Annotated in this window: 12 protein-coding genes; 5 read left to right on the forward strand and 7 right to left on the reverse strand. The window is 61.0% G+C overall.

Features of this window, described 5'->3' with window-relative positions:
* Positions 1 to 11 precede the first annotated feature (11 nt).
* Together bamA and C2L64_RS08410 are read left to right on the forward strand one after the other, a co-directional pair.
* Positions 12 to 2,321, forward strand: coding sequence for an outer membrane protein assembly factor BamA (bamA, locus tag C2L64_RS08405; RefSeq protein ID WP_176133832.1), 2,310 nt, complete (start codon positions 12 to 14; stop codon positions 2,319 to 2,321).
* A 21-nt stretch (positions 2,322 to 2,342) separates the two neighbouring features.
* Positions 2,343 to 2,654 carry a type 1 periplasmic-binding domain-containing protein gene (locus tag C2L64_RS08410; RefSeq protein ID WP_244144547.1) on the forward strand — a complete coding sequence of 104 codons (312 nt, stop codon included), beginning with the start codon at positions 2,343 to 2,345 and terminating at the stop codon, positions 2,652 to 2,654.
* A gap of 214 nt (positions 2,655 to 2,868) precedes the next feature.
* Here C2L64_RS08410 and C2L64_RS08415 read toward each other — a convergent pair whose 3' ends face one another.
* The 5 genes from C2L64_RS08415 to C2L64_RS08435 form a co-directional block, all read right to left on the reverse strand.
* On the reverse strand, positions 2,869 to 4,296 hold the full coding sequence (locus C2L64_RS08415) for an ISNCY family transposase (RefSeq protein ID WP_090838686.1): 1,428 nt from the start codon (positions 4,294 to 4,296) through the stop codon (positions 2,869 to 2,871).
* 216 nt (positions 4,297 to 4,512) lie between these two features.
* Positions 4,513 to 5,223, reverse strand: a complete 711-nt coding sequence (locus C2L64_RS08420) for a ProQ/FinO family protein (protein ID WP_090838666.1) — start codon at positions 5,221 to 5,223, stop codon at positions 4,513 to 4,515.
* A 279-nt stretch (positions 5,224 to 5,502) separates the two neighbouring features.
* A complete protein-coding gene (locus tag C2L64_RS08425; RefSeq protein WP_079482163.1) occupies positions 5,503 to 6,720 on the reverse strand; it encodes a porin in 1,218 nt (405 codons plus the stop codon).
* A 201-nt stretch (positions 6,721 to 6,921) separates the two neighbouring features.
* Positions 6,922 to 8,814, reverse strand: coding sequence for a bifunctional sugar phosphate isomerase/epimerase/4-hydroxyphenylpyruvate dioxygenase family protein (locus tag C2L64_RS08430; RefSeq protein WP_090835147.1), 1,893 nt, complete (start codon positions 8,812 to 8,814; stop codon positions 6,922 to 6,924).
* A 37-nt stretch (positions 8,815 to 8,851) separates the two neighbouring features.
* Positions 8,852 to 9,697: a BKACE family enzyme gene (locus C2L64_RS08435; protein WP_007749822.1), complete on the reverse strand. Its 846-nt coding sequence runs from the start codon at positions 9,695 to 9,697 to the stop codon at positions 8,852 to 8,854.
* A gap of 378 nt (positions 9,698 to 10,075) precedes the next feature.
* Here C2L64_RS08435 and C2L64_RS08440 point away from each other — a divergent pair, with 378 nt between their 5' ends.
* Positions 10,076 to 10,846, forward strand: coding sequence for an IclR family transcriptional regulator domain-containing protein (locus C2L64_RS08440; protein WP_007585999.1), 771 nt, complete (start codon positions 10,076 to 10,078; stop codon positions 10,844 to 10,846).
* 36 nt (positions 10,847 to 10,882) lie between these two features.
* Positions 10,883 to 11,554 carry a phosphoribosyltransferase gene (locus C2L64_RS08445; protein ID WP_090835149.1) on the forward strand — a complete coding sequence of 224 codons (672 nt, stop codon included), beginning with the start codon at positions 10,883 to 10,885 and terminating at the stop codon, positions 11,552 to 11,554.
* A gap of 73 nt (positions 11,555 to 11,627) precedes the next feature.
* On the opposite strand, the gene galU is transcribed toward C2L64_RS08445, so the two are convergent.
* Positions 11,628 to 12,521: a UTP--glucose-1-phosphate uridylyltransferase GalU gene (galU, locus tag C2L64_RS08450; protein WP_007585997.1), complete on the reverse strand. Its 894-nt coding sequence runs from the start codon at positions 12,519 to 12,521 to the stop codon at positions 11,628 to 11,630.
* Between the two features lie 263 nt (positions 12,522 to 12,784).
* Complete coding sequence (locus tag C2L64_RS54080; RefSeq protein ID WP_007749838.1) at positions 12,785 to 12,928, reverse strand: hypothetical protein; 144 nt, start codon at positions 12,926 to 12,928, stop codon at positions 12,785 to 12,787.
* A gap of 241 nt (positions 12,929 to 13,169) precedes the next feature.
* Between C2L64_RS54080 and C2L64_RS08455 the strand changes: the two genes are divergently transcribed.
* Positions 13,170 to 14,351, forward strand: coding sequence for an acyltransferase family protein (locus C2L64_RS08455; protein ID WP_090835151.1), 1,182 nt, complete (start codon positions 13,170 to 13,172; stop codon positions 14,349 to 14,351).
* Positions 14,352 to 14,831 lie beyond the last annotated feature (480 nt).

Consider the following 14,831-nt stretch of genomic DNA (forward strand, 5'->3'; position numbering starts at 1 on the left):
GCATATCCTGCATGAAGGCAAAGATTCTGTTGTCCCGTTGTTCGAGGGTATTGCCCCTCGCTGGACTGAGTGTGACGGCCGTATCGGCGAATGCCGCCGACTCATTTGTGGTTCGCGATATCCGGGTGGAGGGATTGCAGCGCATCGAACCCAGCACCGTGTTTTCGTATCTACCGATCAAACACGGTGACACCTTTACCGACGACAAGGCTTCGGAAGCGATTCGCACACTGTATGCGACGGGCTTCTTCAACGACGTGACGATCGACACCGATGGCGACGTCGTGGTCGTGCAGGTGATCGAGCGTCCGGCGATCGGTACGATCGATTTTGCGGGCATTCACGAATTCGAGAAAGACAACCTGATCAAGGCGCTGAATTCCGTCGGACTGTCATTGGGTCGCTATTTTGACAAGGCGCTCGTCGACAAGGCCGAACAGGAACTGAAGCGCCAGTACCTGACCCGCGGCTACTATGCCGCCGAAGTCACCACGACGGTCACGCCAATCGACCGTAATCGCGTGGGATTGCTGTTCTCGGTTGTCGAAGGTCCGAGCGCGAAGATCCGCCAGATCAACTTCATCGGCAACAAGGTGTTCAGCGAAAGCATGCTGCGCGACATGCAGCTGTCCACGCCCAACTGGTTCTCGTGGTACACGAAGAACGACCTGTACTCGAAAGAAAAGCTCACAGGCGACCTCGAAAACGTCCGCTCGTATTACCTGAACCGCGGCTATCTCGAGTTCAGCATCGAGTCGACCCAGGTGTCGCTCTCGCCGGACAGGGAGGACATGTATCTGACTGTCACGCTGCACGAAGGGGAGCCGTACACGATTTCGAGTATCAAGCTCGCGGGCAATCTGCTCGACCGCGAGGCGGAGTTGAACAACCTCATCAAGATCAAGCAGGGCGACCGTTTCTCGGCCGACAAGCTGCAGGCCACCACGAAGGCTGTCGTCGACAAGCTTGGCGAATACGGTTATGCGTTCGCGACCGTCAATGCGCTGCCGCAGATCGACCAGGAACATCACAAGGTCGATCTGACGCTGCAGGTCGATCCGGGTCGCCGCGTCTACGTGCGCCGCATCAACGTGGTCGGTAATACGCGTACGCGTGATGAAGTGGTGCGCCGTGAAATGCGCCAGCTCGAAAGCTCGTGGTTCGATTCGAACCGTCTCGCGCTGTCGAAGGACCGTATCAACCGTCTCGGCTACTTCACGGACGTGGACGTGACGACGGTGCCCGTCGAAGGCACGACCGATCAGGTCGATGTGGACGTCAAGGTGACGGAAAAGCCGACCGGTTCGATTACGCTGGGTCTGGGTTATGGCTCGGGAGAAGGGCCGATCATTTCGGCAGGCGTGTCGCAGGACAACGTGTTCGGCTCGGGGACGAGCCTCGCGGTCAACGTCAACACGTCATCGACTTTTCGTACGTTGACCGTCACGCAGGTCGACCCGTATTTCACGATCGACGGGATCAAGCGCATTACCGATGTCTACTACCGCACCAGCGAGCCCCTCGAGTTCTCGAGCACGAACGACACGAGTTTTCGGATCGTGACGATGGGTGCAGACCTGAAGTTCGGTGTTCCATTCTCCGAGGCCGACACGGTGTATTTCGGCCTTGGCCTCGAACAAAACCGCCTTGACGTCGACTCCGCCACGCCGCAGAGCTATATCGACTATGTCAATACCTTTGGCCGCGTATCGAACAACGTACCCGTCACGGTCGGCTGGTCGCGCGACGCACGTGACAGCGCGCTTGTTCCGAGCCGCGGTTATTTCACGCAGGCGAATGCCGAGTACGGCACACCGCTCGGCGGCACGCAGTACTACAAGGCGGACCTGCAGGCCCAGTATTACCACTCGTTCTCACGCGGCTTCGTGCTCGGACTGAATTTCCAGGGGGGCTATGGCAACGGTATCGGTAATCCGTACCCGATCTTCAAGAACTACTACGCGGGCGGTATTGGTTCGGTGCGAGGCTATCAATCGAGCTCACTCGGTCCCCGCGATGCAACAACTGGCGATCCGATTGGGGGTTCGAAGATGGTCGTCGGCAACATCGAGCTGACGTTCCCGTTGCCGGGCACGGGATACGACCGCACGCTGCGAGTCTTCACGTTCCTCGACGGCGGCAATGTATGGGGTTCGGAAGGAAACAGCATTGGCGCAAATGGCCTGCGTTACGGCTACGGTCTGGGCCTCGCGTGGATTTCGCCAATCGGACCGCTCAAGCTCAGTCTCGGTTTTCCTGTCGTGAAGCACACTGGTGACCAGTACCAGAAGTTCCAGTTTCAGATCGGGACGTCGTTCTAGCGTGAATCGGGTTACGAGTTGATGAAGTCATGGTTCGCTGAACACCAGCGATATCCGCAAGCGCTGTTTGCAGGCTCGATTACGTTGCTCGAAGGCATTCTGCAGTTTGTGAACGATGCGGATCAACTGGCGCAGGCGCCAGGCCAACTGATGACGTTCCATGACCATAAGCTGCTCGACTGTCTGCCTTTCAAGATCGACGCGATTATCCAGGACAGCGCGCAACTGGCTGAGCACAGTCTGCGTTGCGTGTTTTCTTTGCTTGAGGGTGACAGCGTGCCGGACTCGCGGCTGGTGCCGGCGCGGATTCGATATCGTAGGTCGGGTGGATGAGTTGTCGCTGCGCGTGGGCTTGTTAGTGCGTCGGCGGTGCTGTCAGGCCCTATTTTTCAAAATTCGATTTGTCAAAGCCAGATTCAGATGTCGTAGCGCTGGCTATTTACAGATGTCGTGTTTCTGACCTTGGGTTTGGGTCTGTCTTTCACGGTTTGCATCACACGCAGTGTCGAAGGATGCCGGGCTGAACGGGCAGGGCGTGTCAGCCGGTTCAGTGAGTGCGTGCAGACCGCTGGCCAGGTGTGGAAGGCGCCGTTGACGGCTGCGCGATCTGCACGATTGCCTGATCGAGATCGGACCGCGTGAACTCGCGCGGTTTCTTCGTGCCGGGCAGCCGGTCCTTCGCACGCGGTGCCACGCCCCGGTTGGTACGCGACGGCGCGCCCGAGATGCGCCGGTCATCACGCTGCGCCTGCAGTGCCTGCGCCACCTGCAACGCATGCGCGAGGCGCTTGTGCTCGATCACCGCGCCCTGATCAACCTCCGCGAGCTTGTCGTAGCGGCGGCAGTCCAGCGCCTTGCCATCGGCCCGGATCTCGATGCGTCCGTCCGGATACTCCCACACGTCAATGTAGCGGTGAATGAGCCCACGGTTGGCCGGTGTGTCCTCCAGCAGGTACAGCACCCGGTCATACAGCACCGTCAGCGCCTTCGACACGCGGCGCGTCTCGCGCCAGGTCATCAGCAGATCAAGATCCTCATCGTCACGCAGCGGCCGGTGTGCATCGAATGGACTGCGGGGCGGCTTCGCAAAGCGCGCGTTGTAGGCCGCGATGAAGGCGGGCGCATACGCGTTGGCATCGCTCACCGTGCTGATGCCGCGCAGCCGCAGCTCCTTCACCAGACGGTCCTGCAGCGTCAGGTGTGCGCGCTCCACGCGGCCCTTGGCCGAACTCGAGTTTGCGCAGAACGTGTCGATGTTCAGTTCGTACATCGCGCGGCCGAAGTGCGTCACGCCTTTGCCCACCGTCTCCGCGCGCCGGTTCACATGGAACACGCTCGCACGGTCGCTGTAGAGCGCCACCGGCTTGCCGTAGCGTTCGATGTAGGTACGCGTCGCCTCGAAGTAGCTGAAGGTCGACTCGCTCGCCGTGAAATGCAGCACCATCAGCCGGCTGGTCGCATCGTCCACGTACACCAGCAGCGTGCAGGCCGGCGCCCGGTCCTCGAACCAGCGGTGATCGCTGCCGTCGATCTGCACCAGCTCGCCCAGACAGGCGCGCCGCGCGCGCGGCTGGTACACCTTCGGCGGACGCTGACGGCGCGGCACCCACAGGCCGGCCTCTGTCATCAGGTGGCGCACGGTTTCCTTCGACAGCACCAGTCCATGACATTCGCGCAGCTTCTCGCACGCCAGCGTCGGCCCGAAATCGGCGTAGCGCTCACGGATGAGCGTCAGGGCGCGCAAGGCCAGCCCCTCATCGAGCCTCCGGTTGCCCGGGCCATCGCGCTTGCGCGAGGCCAGTCCCGCGGCGCCTGATTCGCGATAGCGCATCACCAGCCGCTGAACCTGACGCACCGTGAGGCCAAGCCGCTCGGCAGCACGACCGGGCTTCAAACCCTGTTCAACCACCGCCTGGATTACCTTCAAACGATCGAGTTCGCGCATGTTCAATGTCACGAGTGTGCCAGCCTTCATGAGCGGCTCCCGCATGCGTGCAGAGAGCCGCCAGCTTGCCAGCAACGGCAAAACACGACATTTGTATCTTGCTAGAACACGACATTCTCACATTGCTGCTACACGATTTTGTTCGATAATTAAGATTATGTCAAATAACTAACAGGCAGCAGCAAACCAACCACCGCTCCCTCCAGCCTCAAGCCTCAGCGACCCGCATGATCGACCCGCAACCGATCAACCTTGCGCCTGATCCGCAGCCGGCGCATTTCCTTCACCGTCCGTCTGGTCCGTCTGCGCCGCAGCCGCGTCATCTGCAGGCTTCGCAGCCGCAACCACACCCGCATCTTCACCAGCCTTTGCAGCAGGCTTGTTCCGTCCACCCGAACGACGTCGCGCGAACGCGGATTCCGACGCGGTGACCTTGCCCGTTTCCGCGCCATTCAGATCCACACGCGACGCGCCTTCCGTCAAGCTCGCCCAATAGCGGCTGCCACGGCACCAGGTGCTCACGGCATCGCGGACTTCCTGCTCGGTCAGCTTCAGTTCGCCGGCCTCCTTGAGCAGATCGTCGAGAATGCCGATCTTCAGCGCCACCTTCGGCGCAGGATTCTTCGGAAACGCCAACGGAAAACGCTTCTGCAGCTTGCCGATCGTATGCACGACGGGATCGACGGGATTCTGCTGCTTTGCCGCCGGACGAGCCGACGCCGGCTTGCCGTGCGTCTTCGCGTCCGCAGGCCGGGGCGCCCGTCGAGCGTCCCGGGGTTTCGGGTCCCGGGGTTTCGCGTCGCGCGGATTAGCATCTCGCGGACTGGCGTCCTTCGCCTTCTGATCCTTGCCGCCCGCGTGAGGAGCCGGCTTGTCCGCAGCCTGCTTATCCTTGCGCTGCGCCTTTGCCTGCTTGGCGAGTTCGTCCCTCAGCTTCGCCAGTTGTTCAAAGCCCATGTGTTCACCTTCATTGCAATGACGCAGGATTGTAGCAGCCGCTGAGCACCTTCATATCGGGCGACTTCTCGTTGCCGTCCGCCAATCTTGCGCCCGGTCGATGGCCGTTTCCTGTCATCGCCCCATCCCGGCGCGGCAAGCAACGGACTCCGCCAGCCGACGCGAGCAGCAAGCGACAGTCCCGCATCGAATGCGCGCGCAGCGCACATCGCCACGCACAAAACGAAAAAAGCGCCGCAAGCGCGGCGCCCTGTCCTGCTTTAGCTACGTCGTACAGCGTCAGAACCGATGCACCATGCCGACGCCCACACCGACCATGCTGCGCGATGACGACGGCGTCGAATTGAAGCCGTCGCCGATCGTTGCCGTGGCGTTGATGATGCTGCGGCCGCCCGTGCCGAGCGTCTGGCCGTTCGCGCGCTGATACGCCTGCAACGCATACAGACCCGTACGCTTGGACAGCGAGTAGTACTCGGACAGGTTGACCTGCGAATACGACGCGCTGCTCGTGATGCCGTTGGCCTTCGTCGCGCGCGTGTAAGCGTAGCCCGTTGCGAGATCCCATGCGGCCGTCGGCTTCCAGTGCAGCACGACGCCGCCCGAGTTCCAGATCGACAGGTCGTGGAAGCCCGAACCGATGCCCGGAATGTACTGCACGTTCGAATACGTCGCCGTGATGTCGAACTGGCTGTTGAACGTATAACCCCCGCCGACGGCGAAGCGCTGCTGCGCGCGTGCCGACTGGTAGCCGTTGGTCACGGCCGAAACGCCCGCCTGCGCGCCCGCGTTCGACGTCGTCGTATCGGTGCCGAACGTGCCGCCATTCACGTTCGAGTTGTTGATCTTCGAGAAGCCCACCGCGATGCCGATCGGGCCTTGCGAATACTGGACCGCCGTGCTCCACGTCGAGCCCTGATACGCGCTGCCCGGCACGCCGCCGAACGAATACGAGCCGCTGAACTTGAAGCCGTAAATCTGCGGCGACATGTACAGCAGCGTATTGTTCGCGCGATAGATCGTATCGAGACCGTCGACGTCGCCTGCGTGCGCGCCGTAGAAACCGGTAAGCCACGTCGTCGGGCTATACGGCGACAGCAGCTGGTAGTACGACGCGTACTGGCGGCCAGCCGTCAGCGAGCCATAGGTGCTGTTCGACACGCCGACGAACGCCTGGCGGCTGAACATCAGGTTGCTCGTCGACATCGCGCCGTTGTTCGCGCTGAAGCCCTCTTCCAGTGTGAAGATCGCCTTCGTACCGCCACCGAGGTCTTCTGCGCCCTTCAGGCCGAAGCGGCTGCCCGCCCATACGCCCGTGACCATCTTGAAGGCCGAGTGCCCGCCCGTGGTCGAACCGAGCGTCGTCGAGCTCGACTGATAACCGATGCCGTTATCGACGATGCCGTACAGCGTCACGCTGCTTTGCGCGAACGCGGGCAGTGTGGCCAGCATCGCTGCGCCAGCCAGGGCGGCTTTGACTTCGGGGTAACGTCGTTTCATCTCCTGATCCTTTGTCATTGAGTGTTATGACGATGCGTCGCATCGTTTTGTCGGCGGCGGGACAAACGCGTGCCGTCGCCGCCGGTGCTGCGGGTAGTGCGAAAAGCTGAAGTAATGCGGGAAAATCCGGATGCCGTGCGGATCGCTACGGGTAACCACCACTATCGAGCCGCGCGATCCTTTCACTGCACACCGTTGCGCCTAGCTGTGCTTGCGCTGGGCCTGCGCAGCGAGTCTCACAGGCGCATTGACCGCGCCGTATCCGTCGTAACCGCCCTTGCGCTGCACGACCTCCAGAAAGAAGCGGCCATCCATCTGCTCGGTGTACACATGGAAGAACTCGCCGCCCTGCGCGTCCCTGTCGTAAAGGACGTGGGCTTCTTTCATCTGCCTCACCACGCCGTCGGCGAAATCGTAACGCGCTTCAAGGTCATCGTAATAGTTCGACGGGATTCGCAATAGCTGAACGTCGCGTGCGCGCAACTGTTCGACGGCCGCGAAAATATTGTCGGTGTCGAATGCGACGTGATTGAGGCCCGATCCACGATACGTGTGCAGCGATTGCGCGGTCGAAGTCCGTCCGTCCACCGATGCATTCAGAACGATTCGCACCGATCCGTCGGCGCTGCGCACCGCGCGGCTGCGCACGAGTCCGTAAGGATCGGGAAGCAACCAGGCGGGCTCCGCGTCGAAACCGAACACGGCCCTGAAGTAAAGAATCCACGTATCGAGTGTGTCGGCGGGCAGGTCGAGGCACACGTGATCAATGCGCTTCAACTCGCCCTGCACCGCTTGCGTGCGTTCGCTGTCATGCGCGCTCAGCACGAAGTCGGCTTCGTAGAGCGTCGGCTCGTCGGGCCGTGCATCGACGAAGTAATGCAGGCTGCCATCGGGCGCGCGCACGCCCGGCACGACGCGTTCGTTCGGACCGACGCGGCCCGAAAACGGTGCATAGCCGAACGACGTCGCGCGCTCGAACACGCGCGCTGCATCGTCGACCTGAAACGCCGACGCGCATAGCGACAGCCCGTGCCGATGGAAGAACTCGCTGGCGAACGAATCGGTCTCCGCGTTCAGCACGATCGACGCCCCGCCCTGCTGATACAGCGTTACGTCCTTCGAGCGATGCTTGCCCGCCGCATGGAACCCTGCTTCGGCGAAGCGCTGCGCAAGACGCGGCGCGCTGGTCGAATCGACGGCGAACTCGATGAACTGGAAGCCCGAATGCGCGGGCGGCGCGGGCGGTGTGAACAGCGGCTGACCGTCCTTCGAGCGGGCGCCCTTCAGCCCGGCCTGCTCTTCGAGATACAGCAGCGAGCGGTAGCCATCGGCGGCCGTCGCGGCTGTCGGCGCGGCGCGAAAACCGTCGTTGAAAATTTCGAGCGAGAACGGGCCTTGATAACCCGTCGCGAGCACGCGGTCAGCGAAGCCGGCAACATTGAGATCGCCTTGCCCCGGGAAGCATCGATAGTGTCGGCTCCATTCGAGCACATCCATCTTCTGCAGCGGCGCATCGGCGATCTGCACGAAGGCGATGCGATCGCCCGGAATATCGGCGATGGGATCGATCGGGTCGTCGATCGACAGCGTATGGAAACTGTCGAGTATCAGGCCGAGACTCGGATGATTGACAGCATCGACGAGCCGCCATGCGTGTCGATACGAGCTCACGTACTTGCCCCACGCCAGTGCTTCGAAGCCCACGCGCACGCCTTCGCGTTCAGCGAGCAACGCAAGCTGGCCGAGCTGATCGACGATCAGCGCATCGTCCGCGATCACGTTTGGGTTGACGTTGCTGCACACGAGCACGAGATCCGTGCCGAGTTCGTGCATCAGTTCGAACTTGCGCTGCGCGCGGTTCAGGTTCTGTACGAGCCGCTCCTTTGACACGCCCTCGAAATCGCGGAACGGCTGGAACAACGTGATCTGCAGGCCGAGATCGGCGCAGCGCTTGCGAATGTCGGCGGGCGAGCCGTCGAAGTACAGCAGATCGTTTTCGAAAATCTCGACGCCGTCGAAACCCGCCGCGCGAATCGCAGCGAGTTTCTCGACGAGCGTGCCGCTAACCGACACGGTGGCAATGGAGCGAAGCATGATATGGCTTGGGTCGGGAATCGTGCGGGAATGGTGATTACGCAGCGGGCTTGAGCGCCAGCAGCTCGCGAGCCTGCTTCGCCGTCGCGACAGGACGGCCGTATTCGCCGCATAGCTTCGCGACGCGCTCGACGAGTTGCGCATTGCTTTTTGCGAGCGTGTCCTTGTCCCAGCGGACGTTGTCTTCGAGGCCCGTGCGGCAATGGCCGCCCATTTCGAGCGTCCAGTAGTTCACTTCGAGCTGATGCCGGCCGATGCCCGCTGCCGTCCACGTCGCGCTCGGCAGCAGCTTCTGCAGTTGCGCCACTTCGAATTCGAGAATCTCGCGTCGCGCGGGCAATGCGTTCTTCACGCCCATCACGAACTGCACATGCACGGGCTCTTTCAACAGGCCTTGTTGGACGAGATCGACGGTGCTGTACAGCATGGCCAGATCGAAGATTTCGATTTCGGGCTTCACGTCGTGATCGAGCATCGTCTGCGCGAGCATTCGCACGAAATCGGGCGGATTCTCGTAAACGGTGGTCGGGAAGTTCACCGAGCCCGTCGCCAGCGACGCCATATCGGGCCGCAAATCGAGCATCGCGCCGCGTTGCTCGAACGAACGTCCGCGCCCGCCCGTCGAAAACTGGATGATGATGTCCGGGCAATGCTTGCGGATGCCTTCCTGCAGCGTCGCGAAGCTGCTGCGGTCGGAACTCGAGCGCTCTTCTTCGTCGCGCACGTGCAGATGCACGAGGGTCGCGCCGGCTTCATAAGCTTCATGTGTGCTCTCGACCTGCTCGGGTATCGAGATCGGCACCGCCGGGTTGTCCTTCTTGCGCGGCACGGAACCCGTGATGGCGACGGAGATGATGCAAGGCTGATTCGTGGCGTGACTCATGGCAGAACCTTTCTCGATGAAACCTGTGATGCCGCTACGCGACGCCTCCGATGTGCCCATCCGGTGCGGCGCGGCCTGAAGGGCTAAGGTGGCTCAAGAATAGGCAAGCGCCATGGGGTGGGCAATGCTCCTGGTGCCCGGAATGTGCGTTAATCGCACGTTTCTGTGCGATTAACGCGCGCTTCGCGGGTTAGCACCAGGCTGGGTGTCGTATGGCGCATACAGTGTCGGCGAGGTTTTCCGCCTGATCCGGAAGTGATCGAGGCGACGTTCCCCCTTGCGCCAGGCGATATCAACAAACGGCGCGTAGTGGGCGATAAGTGAGCGATAATCGCGCATACCGATACGTTAGCCGCGCAAAATCAGGGAACGATTGCCATGAACCGACCGCCATTGGACAAACGCGACTGGATCGCGGGCCTCGAAAAAGGCCTTGCGATCCTCGAGTCGTTCGACAGCGAACACGCCCGCCTCACGCCGAGCCAGGCTGCGCAACTGACGGGCATGACGCGCACGGCTGCGCGCCGCTACCTGTTGACGCTCGAACATCTCGGCTATGTGCAGGGCGACGGCAAGCTATACGGGTTGACGCCGCGCGTGCTGCGCGTCGGCTGGTCGTATTTCGATTCGGCGCGGCTGCCGAAAACCGTGCAGCCGTACCTGCAACAACTGAGCGCGACGATCGGCGAGTCCGTCTACGTGAGCGTGCTCGACGATTGGGAGCTGGTGTTCATCGCGCGCAACGGCACATCGCGCGTGATGACGACGGGTTTCGTGCTCGGCGCGCGCGTGCCCGCCCCGCTCACCTCCCCCGGCGTCGTGCTGCTCGCGTATCACCGCGATCAGGAAGCGATGCAGACGTGGCTCAACGACGCCGAGCTCACGCCCTTCACGCCGCACACGGTCACGAACAAGACGGGCCTGCTCGAAAAGGTCCGCCGCGCGCAGGCCGACGGCTTCGCGGTGATCGAGCAACAGTTGGATATCGGCGTGCGCGGCGTCGCCGTGCCGATGAAGAACCGTCATGGCGAAGTCGTCGCGGCGCTCAGCACGAACATGCCGATGGGTAAGGAAACGTCGGAAGCGGCGCTCAACCGCGTGTTGCGCGCGCTGCAGGAATCGGCACTCTCGATGCTCAACGTCCTATAGTAAATGACGTAGAGGTAGCGGACGTGGGAGCGAATCATGCACCGTCGATTTGCGGATCGCGCCGACGCGGGCCGTGCGCTCGCCGATCAACTGAAGCACTACGCGCAACGCGACGATGTCGTCGTGCTCGGGTTGCCGCGCGGCGGTGTGCCTGTTGCGTATGAAGTCGCGCGTACGCTGGGCGCGCCGCTCGACGTGCTGGTGGTTCGCAAGCTCGGCGTGCCGTGGCAATGCGAGCTGGCAATGGGCGCGATCGCATCGGGCGACGCGCTGTATGTGGACGAAGAACTGATGCGCGAAACGGGCGTATCGCAGCCCGAATTCGACCGCGTGCTCGCGGATGAGAAAGCGCAACTCGCGCGGCGCGAGGCGCTGTTTCGCGACCCGCGGCGCGCGAGCGTCGACGTGGCAGGCCGCGTCGCGATCATCGTCGACGATGGGCTCGCGACGGGCGCTTCAATGAAGGTAGCCGCGCGTGCATTGCGCGCGCGCGCGCCGGCGAAGATCGTTGCCGCGTTGCCCGTCGCGCCGTACGACGCGGCCGGGCGCATTGGCGAGGACGTCGACGAATATGTCTGCGTTACCGCGCCGGAACTCTTCTTCAGCGTCAGCCAGTTTTATTCGGACTTCAGCGAAACCACCGACGACGATGTGCTCGCAATACTCGCACGCGCATCGTCGGCCAGCGGGCCCGCGTCGTCCGGATGACGCGCGCGCTTGCACCGACTGACCTGCAGCGCGACGGCCGATAGACGCGCCGTCGCTGCCGCAGGCGTTGCTTTCAGGCGGCCGCCGCGGTCAGATGCAGCGGCAGATAGCTTTGCAGATAGTCTTCGAACTCGCCGCGCACTTCCGGGTGACGCAGTGCGAATTCGACGGTCGCCTTCAGATAGCCAATCTTGCTGCCGCAATCGAAGCGCGTGCCGAAGTAGCGATATGCGAGCACCTGCTCTTCCGTCAGCAGCGATTGCAGCGCGTCCGTCAGTTGCAGTTCGCCGCCCGCGCCCGGCTTCAACGCGCGAATGTGCTTGAAGATGGTCGGCATCAGCACATAGCGGCCGACCACGCCGAGATTCGACGGCGCCTTGTCGGGTGCCGGCTTCTCGACGATGCCCGACAGCTTGATGACGTCCTCTTCCCACTCCTTGCCGTCGACCACGCCATACGAGCGGCTTGCCTCGCGCGCGATGGTTTCGACACCGACCACGGAGCTGTGGTAGTGGTTGAACACGTCGACCAGTTGCTTCATCACAGGCTGTTCGCTGTGCAGCAGGTCGTCGGCGAGGATCACGGCGAACGGGCTCTCGCCGACCAGCTTTTCGGCGCACAGCACGGCATGGCCGAGGCCGAGCGCTTCGGCCTGACGCACGTAGAAGCAATCGACGTTCGCCGGCTTGATGCTTCGCACGAGATCGAGCAGTTGCTCCTTGCCGCGCGCTTCGAGTTCCGCCTCGATTTCATAAGACTTGTCGAAGTGATCTTCGATCGCGCGCTTGCTGCGGCCTGTGACGAAGATCATTTCGGTGATGCCTGCCGCGATCGCTTCTTCGACCGCGTACTGGATCAGCGGTTTATCGACGATGGGCAGCATCTCCTTCGGGCTCGCCTTCGTGGCGGGCAGAAAACGTGTGCCGAGGCCCGCTACAGGAAAGACGGCTTTGGTGACTTTCAGCATGGTATGCATTTCCACTCGGTTGATTGAATGTATGCAATCGCCGTGAGAGGCGGCGCATTGTCGTTCGGGAAAAGACTAGCGGAAAATTATTTTGAAAGAACTGATAGCGCCCTGTTGAAATTAATTCAAATTGTTCCTTTCCAATGCTTCGTTCCGATATTTGAAACTCGTGCGGAAAGAATGACGTGAACAATCTGAATCGCCATGCATGCGGCGCGTAAATCTTGCCAATCACGCCGAGCGCGAGCGCCGCCCTCATGCGCTCATTCGTTTTCTTCGAACTGCGGCATCTTTTCCGGGTTCATCCGGATACGACTGATCGGCTCGTTGCGCAATGCTTCACGGTACGCGGACACGGCAACGAGTAGTAGCAACACGGCGACGCCGGCGATCAAATGCAGGTTCATGACCCCACCCTTGTCAGAAGTTTTCCCCGCATGAACGTAACACGAAAAAAACGTCAAATAATTCAGGCGTCTATTTGAATTTCGGTCGGTTTCGGCAATCCATTGTCAATATGACAGCCTGAATAATTCGAATCATTTCTTGTCGATTTTTTGCCTGTCCTTTCACCTAGGATACGCAAGCGGGCGTGCTGCGTCTTGAGGGCGCCGCGTCAATTCATTCATCAACGATCAAGGACCGCGCATGAGCGACACAGCACTGGACGCCACCGGCTCGTCCCTGTCCTTTGCGCCGGCGGCGCGCAGCGAGGCGAAGGTCGCCGGGAAGGAACATGTCATCGATGCGATGCGCGGCTTTGCCGCGTTGCTGGTGGCTTATTTTCATTGCCGCCAGGTCGAATGGGTGGGGATGCAGAGCTTTCACCATGTCGCGGGCAAATCATTCGATCTGAACACGATCGTTGCTTACCTGACGCTGCCGATTGCGTGGGGCTCGGCGGGTGTGCCGATTTTTTTTGTTATTAGCGGGTATTGCATTCATCGTGGCACTGCGCGGCGTCTCGCGAACAATTCTGCGTATCGGCTCGATGCGATGAATTTTTGGGCGCGGCGGTTTGCACGCATTTACCCTGTGCTGTTTGCCGCGCTGCTGCTTACGCTTGCGCTTGACTCGGCTAGCCTGCACTTTCCGCCCGTTAATCACAAGATTCTCGATATCGGGCCTCAGGCGCTTTTTGTCAATTTGTTCTCGCTGCAAGGCTTGGCCGGCAAGACGTATGGCTCGAATGGCGCGCTGTGGACGCTGTCGCTCGAAGTGCAGTTTTATGCGGTTTATCCGCTGGTCTTTGCGCTGCGGCGCCGGTTTGGGATCTTGCCTGTGCTTGGGATTGTGGCGCTCGTTAATGTGGTTTCGGTTTTTGTGTTCGAGCGGCATGACTTGCAGTTCTTTACGTCGTTCTGGTTCTCCTGGATGCTCGGGGCCTGGATCGCTGAATTGCAGCTGAAGCGCGGTGATGATTCTTCGCGTAAGCACATGCCGTGGCTGATGTATGGGTTGGCTGTCTTGCTGACGGTGCTTGGGTGTGTTGCTTTTCGCTTTGGGCAGTATCTGGCGTTTCAGTTTTGGGCTGTTGGGTTTGCGTGCTATCTGAATGAAGCGCTCAAGAGCCGGCGGCAGAACGATACGCCTGTGATTCGGGTGCTTTCTCGCTTTGGCGACTTTAGCTTCTCGCTCTATTCGATTCATTTGCCCATTTTTGTGCTGCTGTCTTCGGTTTTGTATCGCTCGGCGTTGCAGATGTCGATCTTGCCGACGTTTGGTTTTATGCTTGTGGCACTCGCTGTTGCGTGGGTCTTTTATCGTTGTGTTGAGTTGCCGGCGATGAAGTGGTCCAGTAGTTTGAAATCTACTCGCGGTTCGCGTTGATTTGTGATGCGGTGGTTGCTGCGTAAGCGGTTTGGTTTTTTGCCCTTGCGCTGGCATCCGCGTTACGGTGTTTGCTGTTCACGCGTCGCCCCTGTGTTAGCGCCTTCGCGGCGCGGGCGTTTTTTGCCTTTACGCGGGCATCCGCGATTTGTTAGCGTGCTTCAAGCGTCGCCCCTGTGCGGGGCGGCACCTACTTTTCTTTGCCGCCGCAAAGAAAAGTAGGCAAAAGAAAGCGGCTAACACCGCCAGTTCTTGTATTTGCCTGAGGGCCCCCAACCGGTCCCACACTTCACACGGCAACGTCCTTGTTCACGTGTGTTGCCAACGCTCTCTCTATACGCATCACCCGCTTCATGCATCCGCGTTGCAGCACGCCGTGCCAGATATTCCACTGCCGCCCAGGTGGCAAACTGTGTGTAGGCCGTAGCGCCACACACGTCTCACTTCGGACCGATAGCGCACGCGTCCCACCATGTAAGA

This window comes from Paraburkholderia hospita, assembly GCF_002902965.1.
GTDB lineage: Bacteria > Pseudomonadota > Gammaproteobacteria > Burkholderiales > Burkholderiaceae > Paraburkholderia > Paraburkholderia hospita.

What these genes read in the sequence shown, in the direction of transcription:
- C2L64_RS08410 (WP_244144547.1), top strand. Translation starts at nt 2,343, where the DNA reads ATGAAGTCATGGTTCGCTGAACACCAGCGATATCCGCAAGCGCTGTTT.
- C2L64_RS08445 (WP_090835149.1), top strand. Translation starts at nt 10,883, where the DNA reads ATGCACCGTCGATTTGCGGATCGCGCCGACGCGGGCCGTGCGCTCGCC.
- C2L64_RS08440 (WP_007585999.1), top strand. Translation starts at nt 10,076, where the DNA reads ATGAACCGACCGCCATTGGACAAACGCGACTGGATCGCGGGCCTCGAA.
- C2L64_RS54080 (WP_007749838.1), bottom strand. Translation starts at nt 12,928, where the DNA reads ATGAACCTGCATTTGATCGCCGGCGTCGCCGTGTTGCTACTACTCGTT.
- C2L64_RS08435 (WP_007749822.1), bottom strand. Translation starts at nt 9,697, where the DNA reads ATGAGTCACGCCACGAATCAGCCTTGCATCATCTCCGTCGCCATCACG.
- C2L64_RS08455 (WP_090835151.1), top strand. Translation starts at nt 13,170, where the DNA reads ATGAGCGACACAGCACTGGACGCCACCGGCTCGTCCCTGTCCTTTGCG.
- C2L64_RS08425 (WP_079482163.1), bottom strand. Translation starts at nt 6,720, where the DNA reads ATGAAACGACGTTACCCCGAAGTCAAAGCCGCCCTGGCTGGCGCAGCG.
- bamA (WP_176133832.1), top strand. Translation starts at nt 12, where the DNA reads ATGAAGGCAAAGATTCTGTTGTCCCGTTGTTCGAGGGTATTGCCCCTC.
- C2L64_RS08430 (WP_090835147.1), bottom strand. Translation starts at nt 8,814, where the DNA reads ATGCTTCGCTCCATTGCCACCGTGTCGGTTAGCGGCACGCTCGTCGAG.
- galU (WP_007585997.1), bottom strand. Translation starts at nt 12,521, where the DNA reads ATGCTGAAAGTCACCAAAGCCGTCTTTCCTGTAGCGGGCCTCGGCACA.
- C2L64_RS08415 (WP_090838686.1), bottom strand. Translation starts at nt 4,296, where the DNA reads ATGAAGGCTGGCACACTCGTGACATTGAACATGCGCGAACTCGATCGT.
- C2L64_RS08420 (WP_090838666.1), bottom strand. Translation starts at nt 5,223, where the DNA reads ATGGGCTTTGAACAACTGGCGAAGCTGAGGGACGAACTCGCCAAGCAG.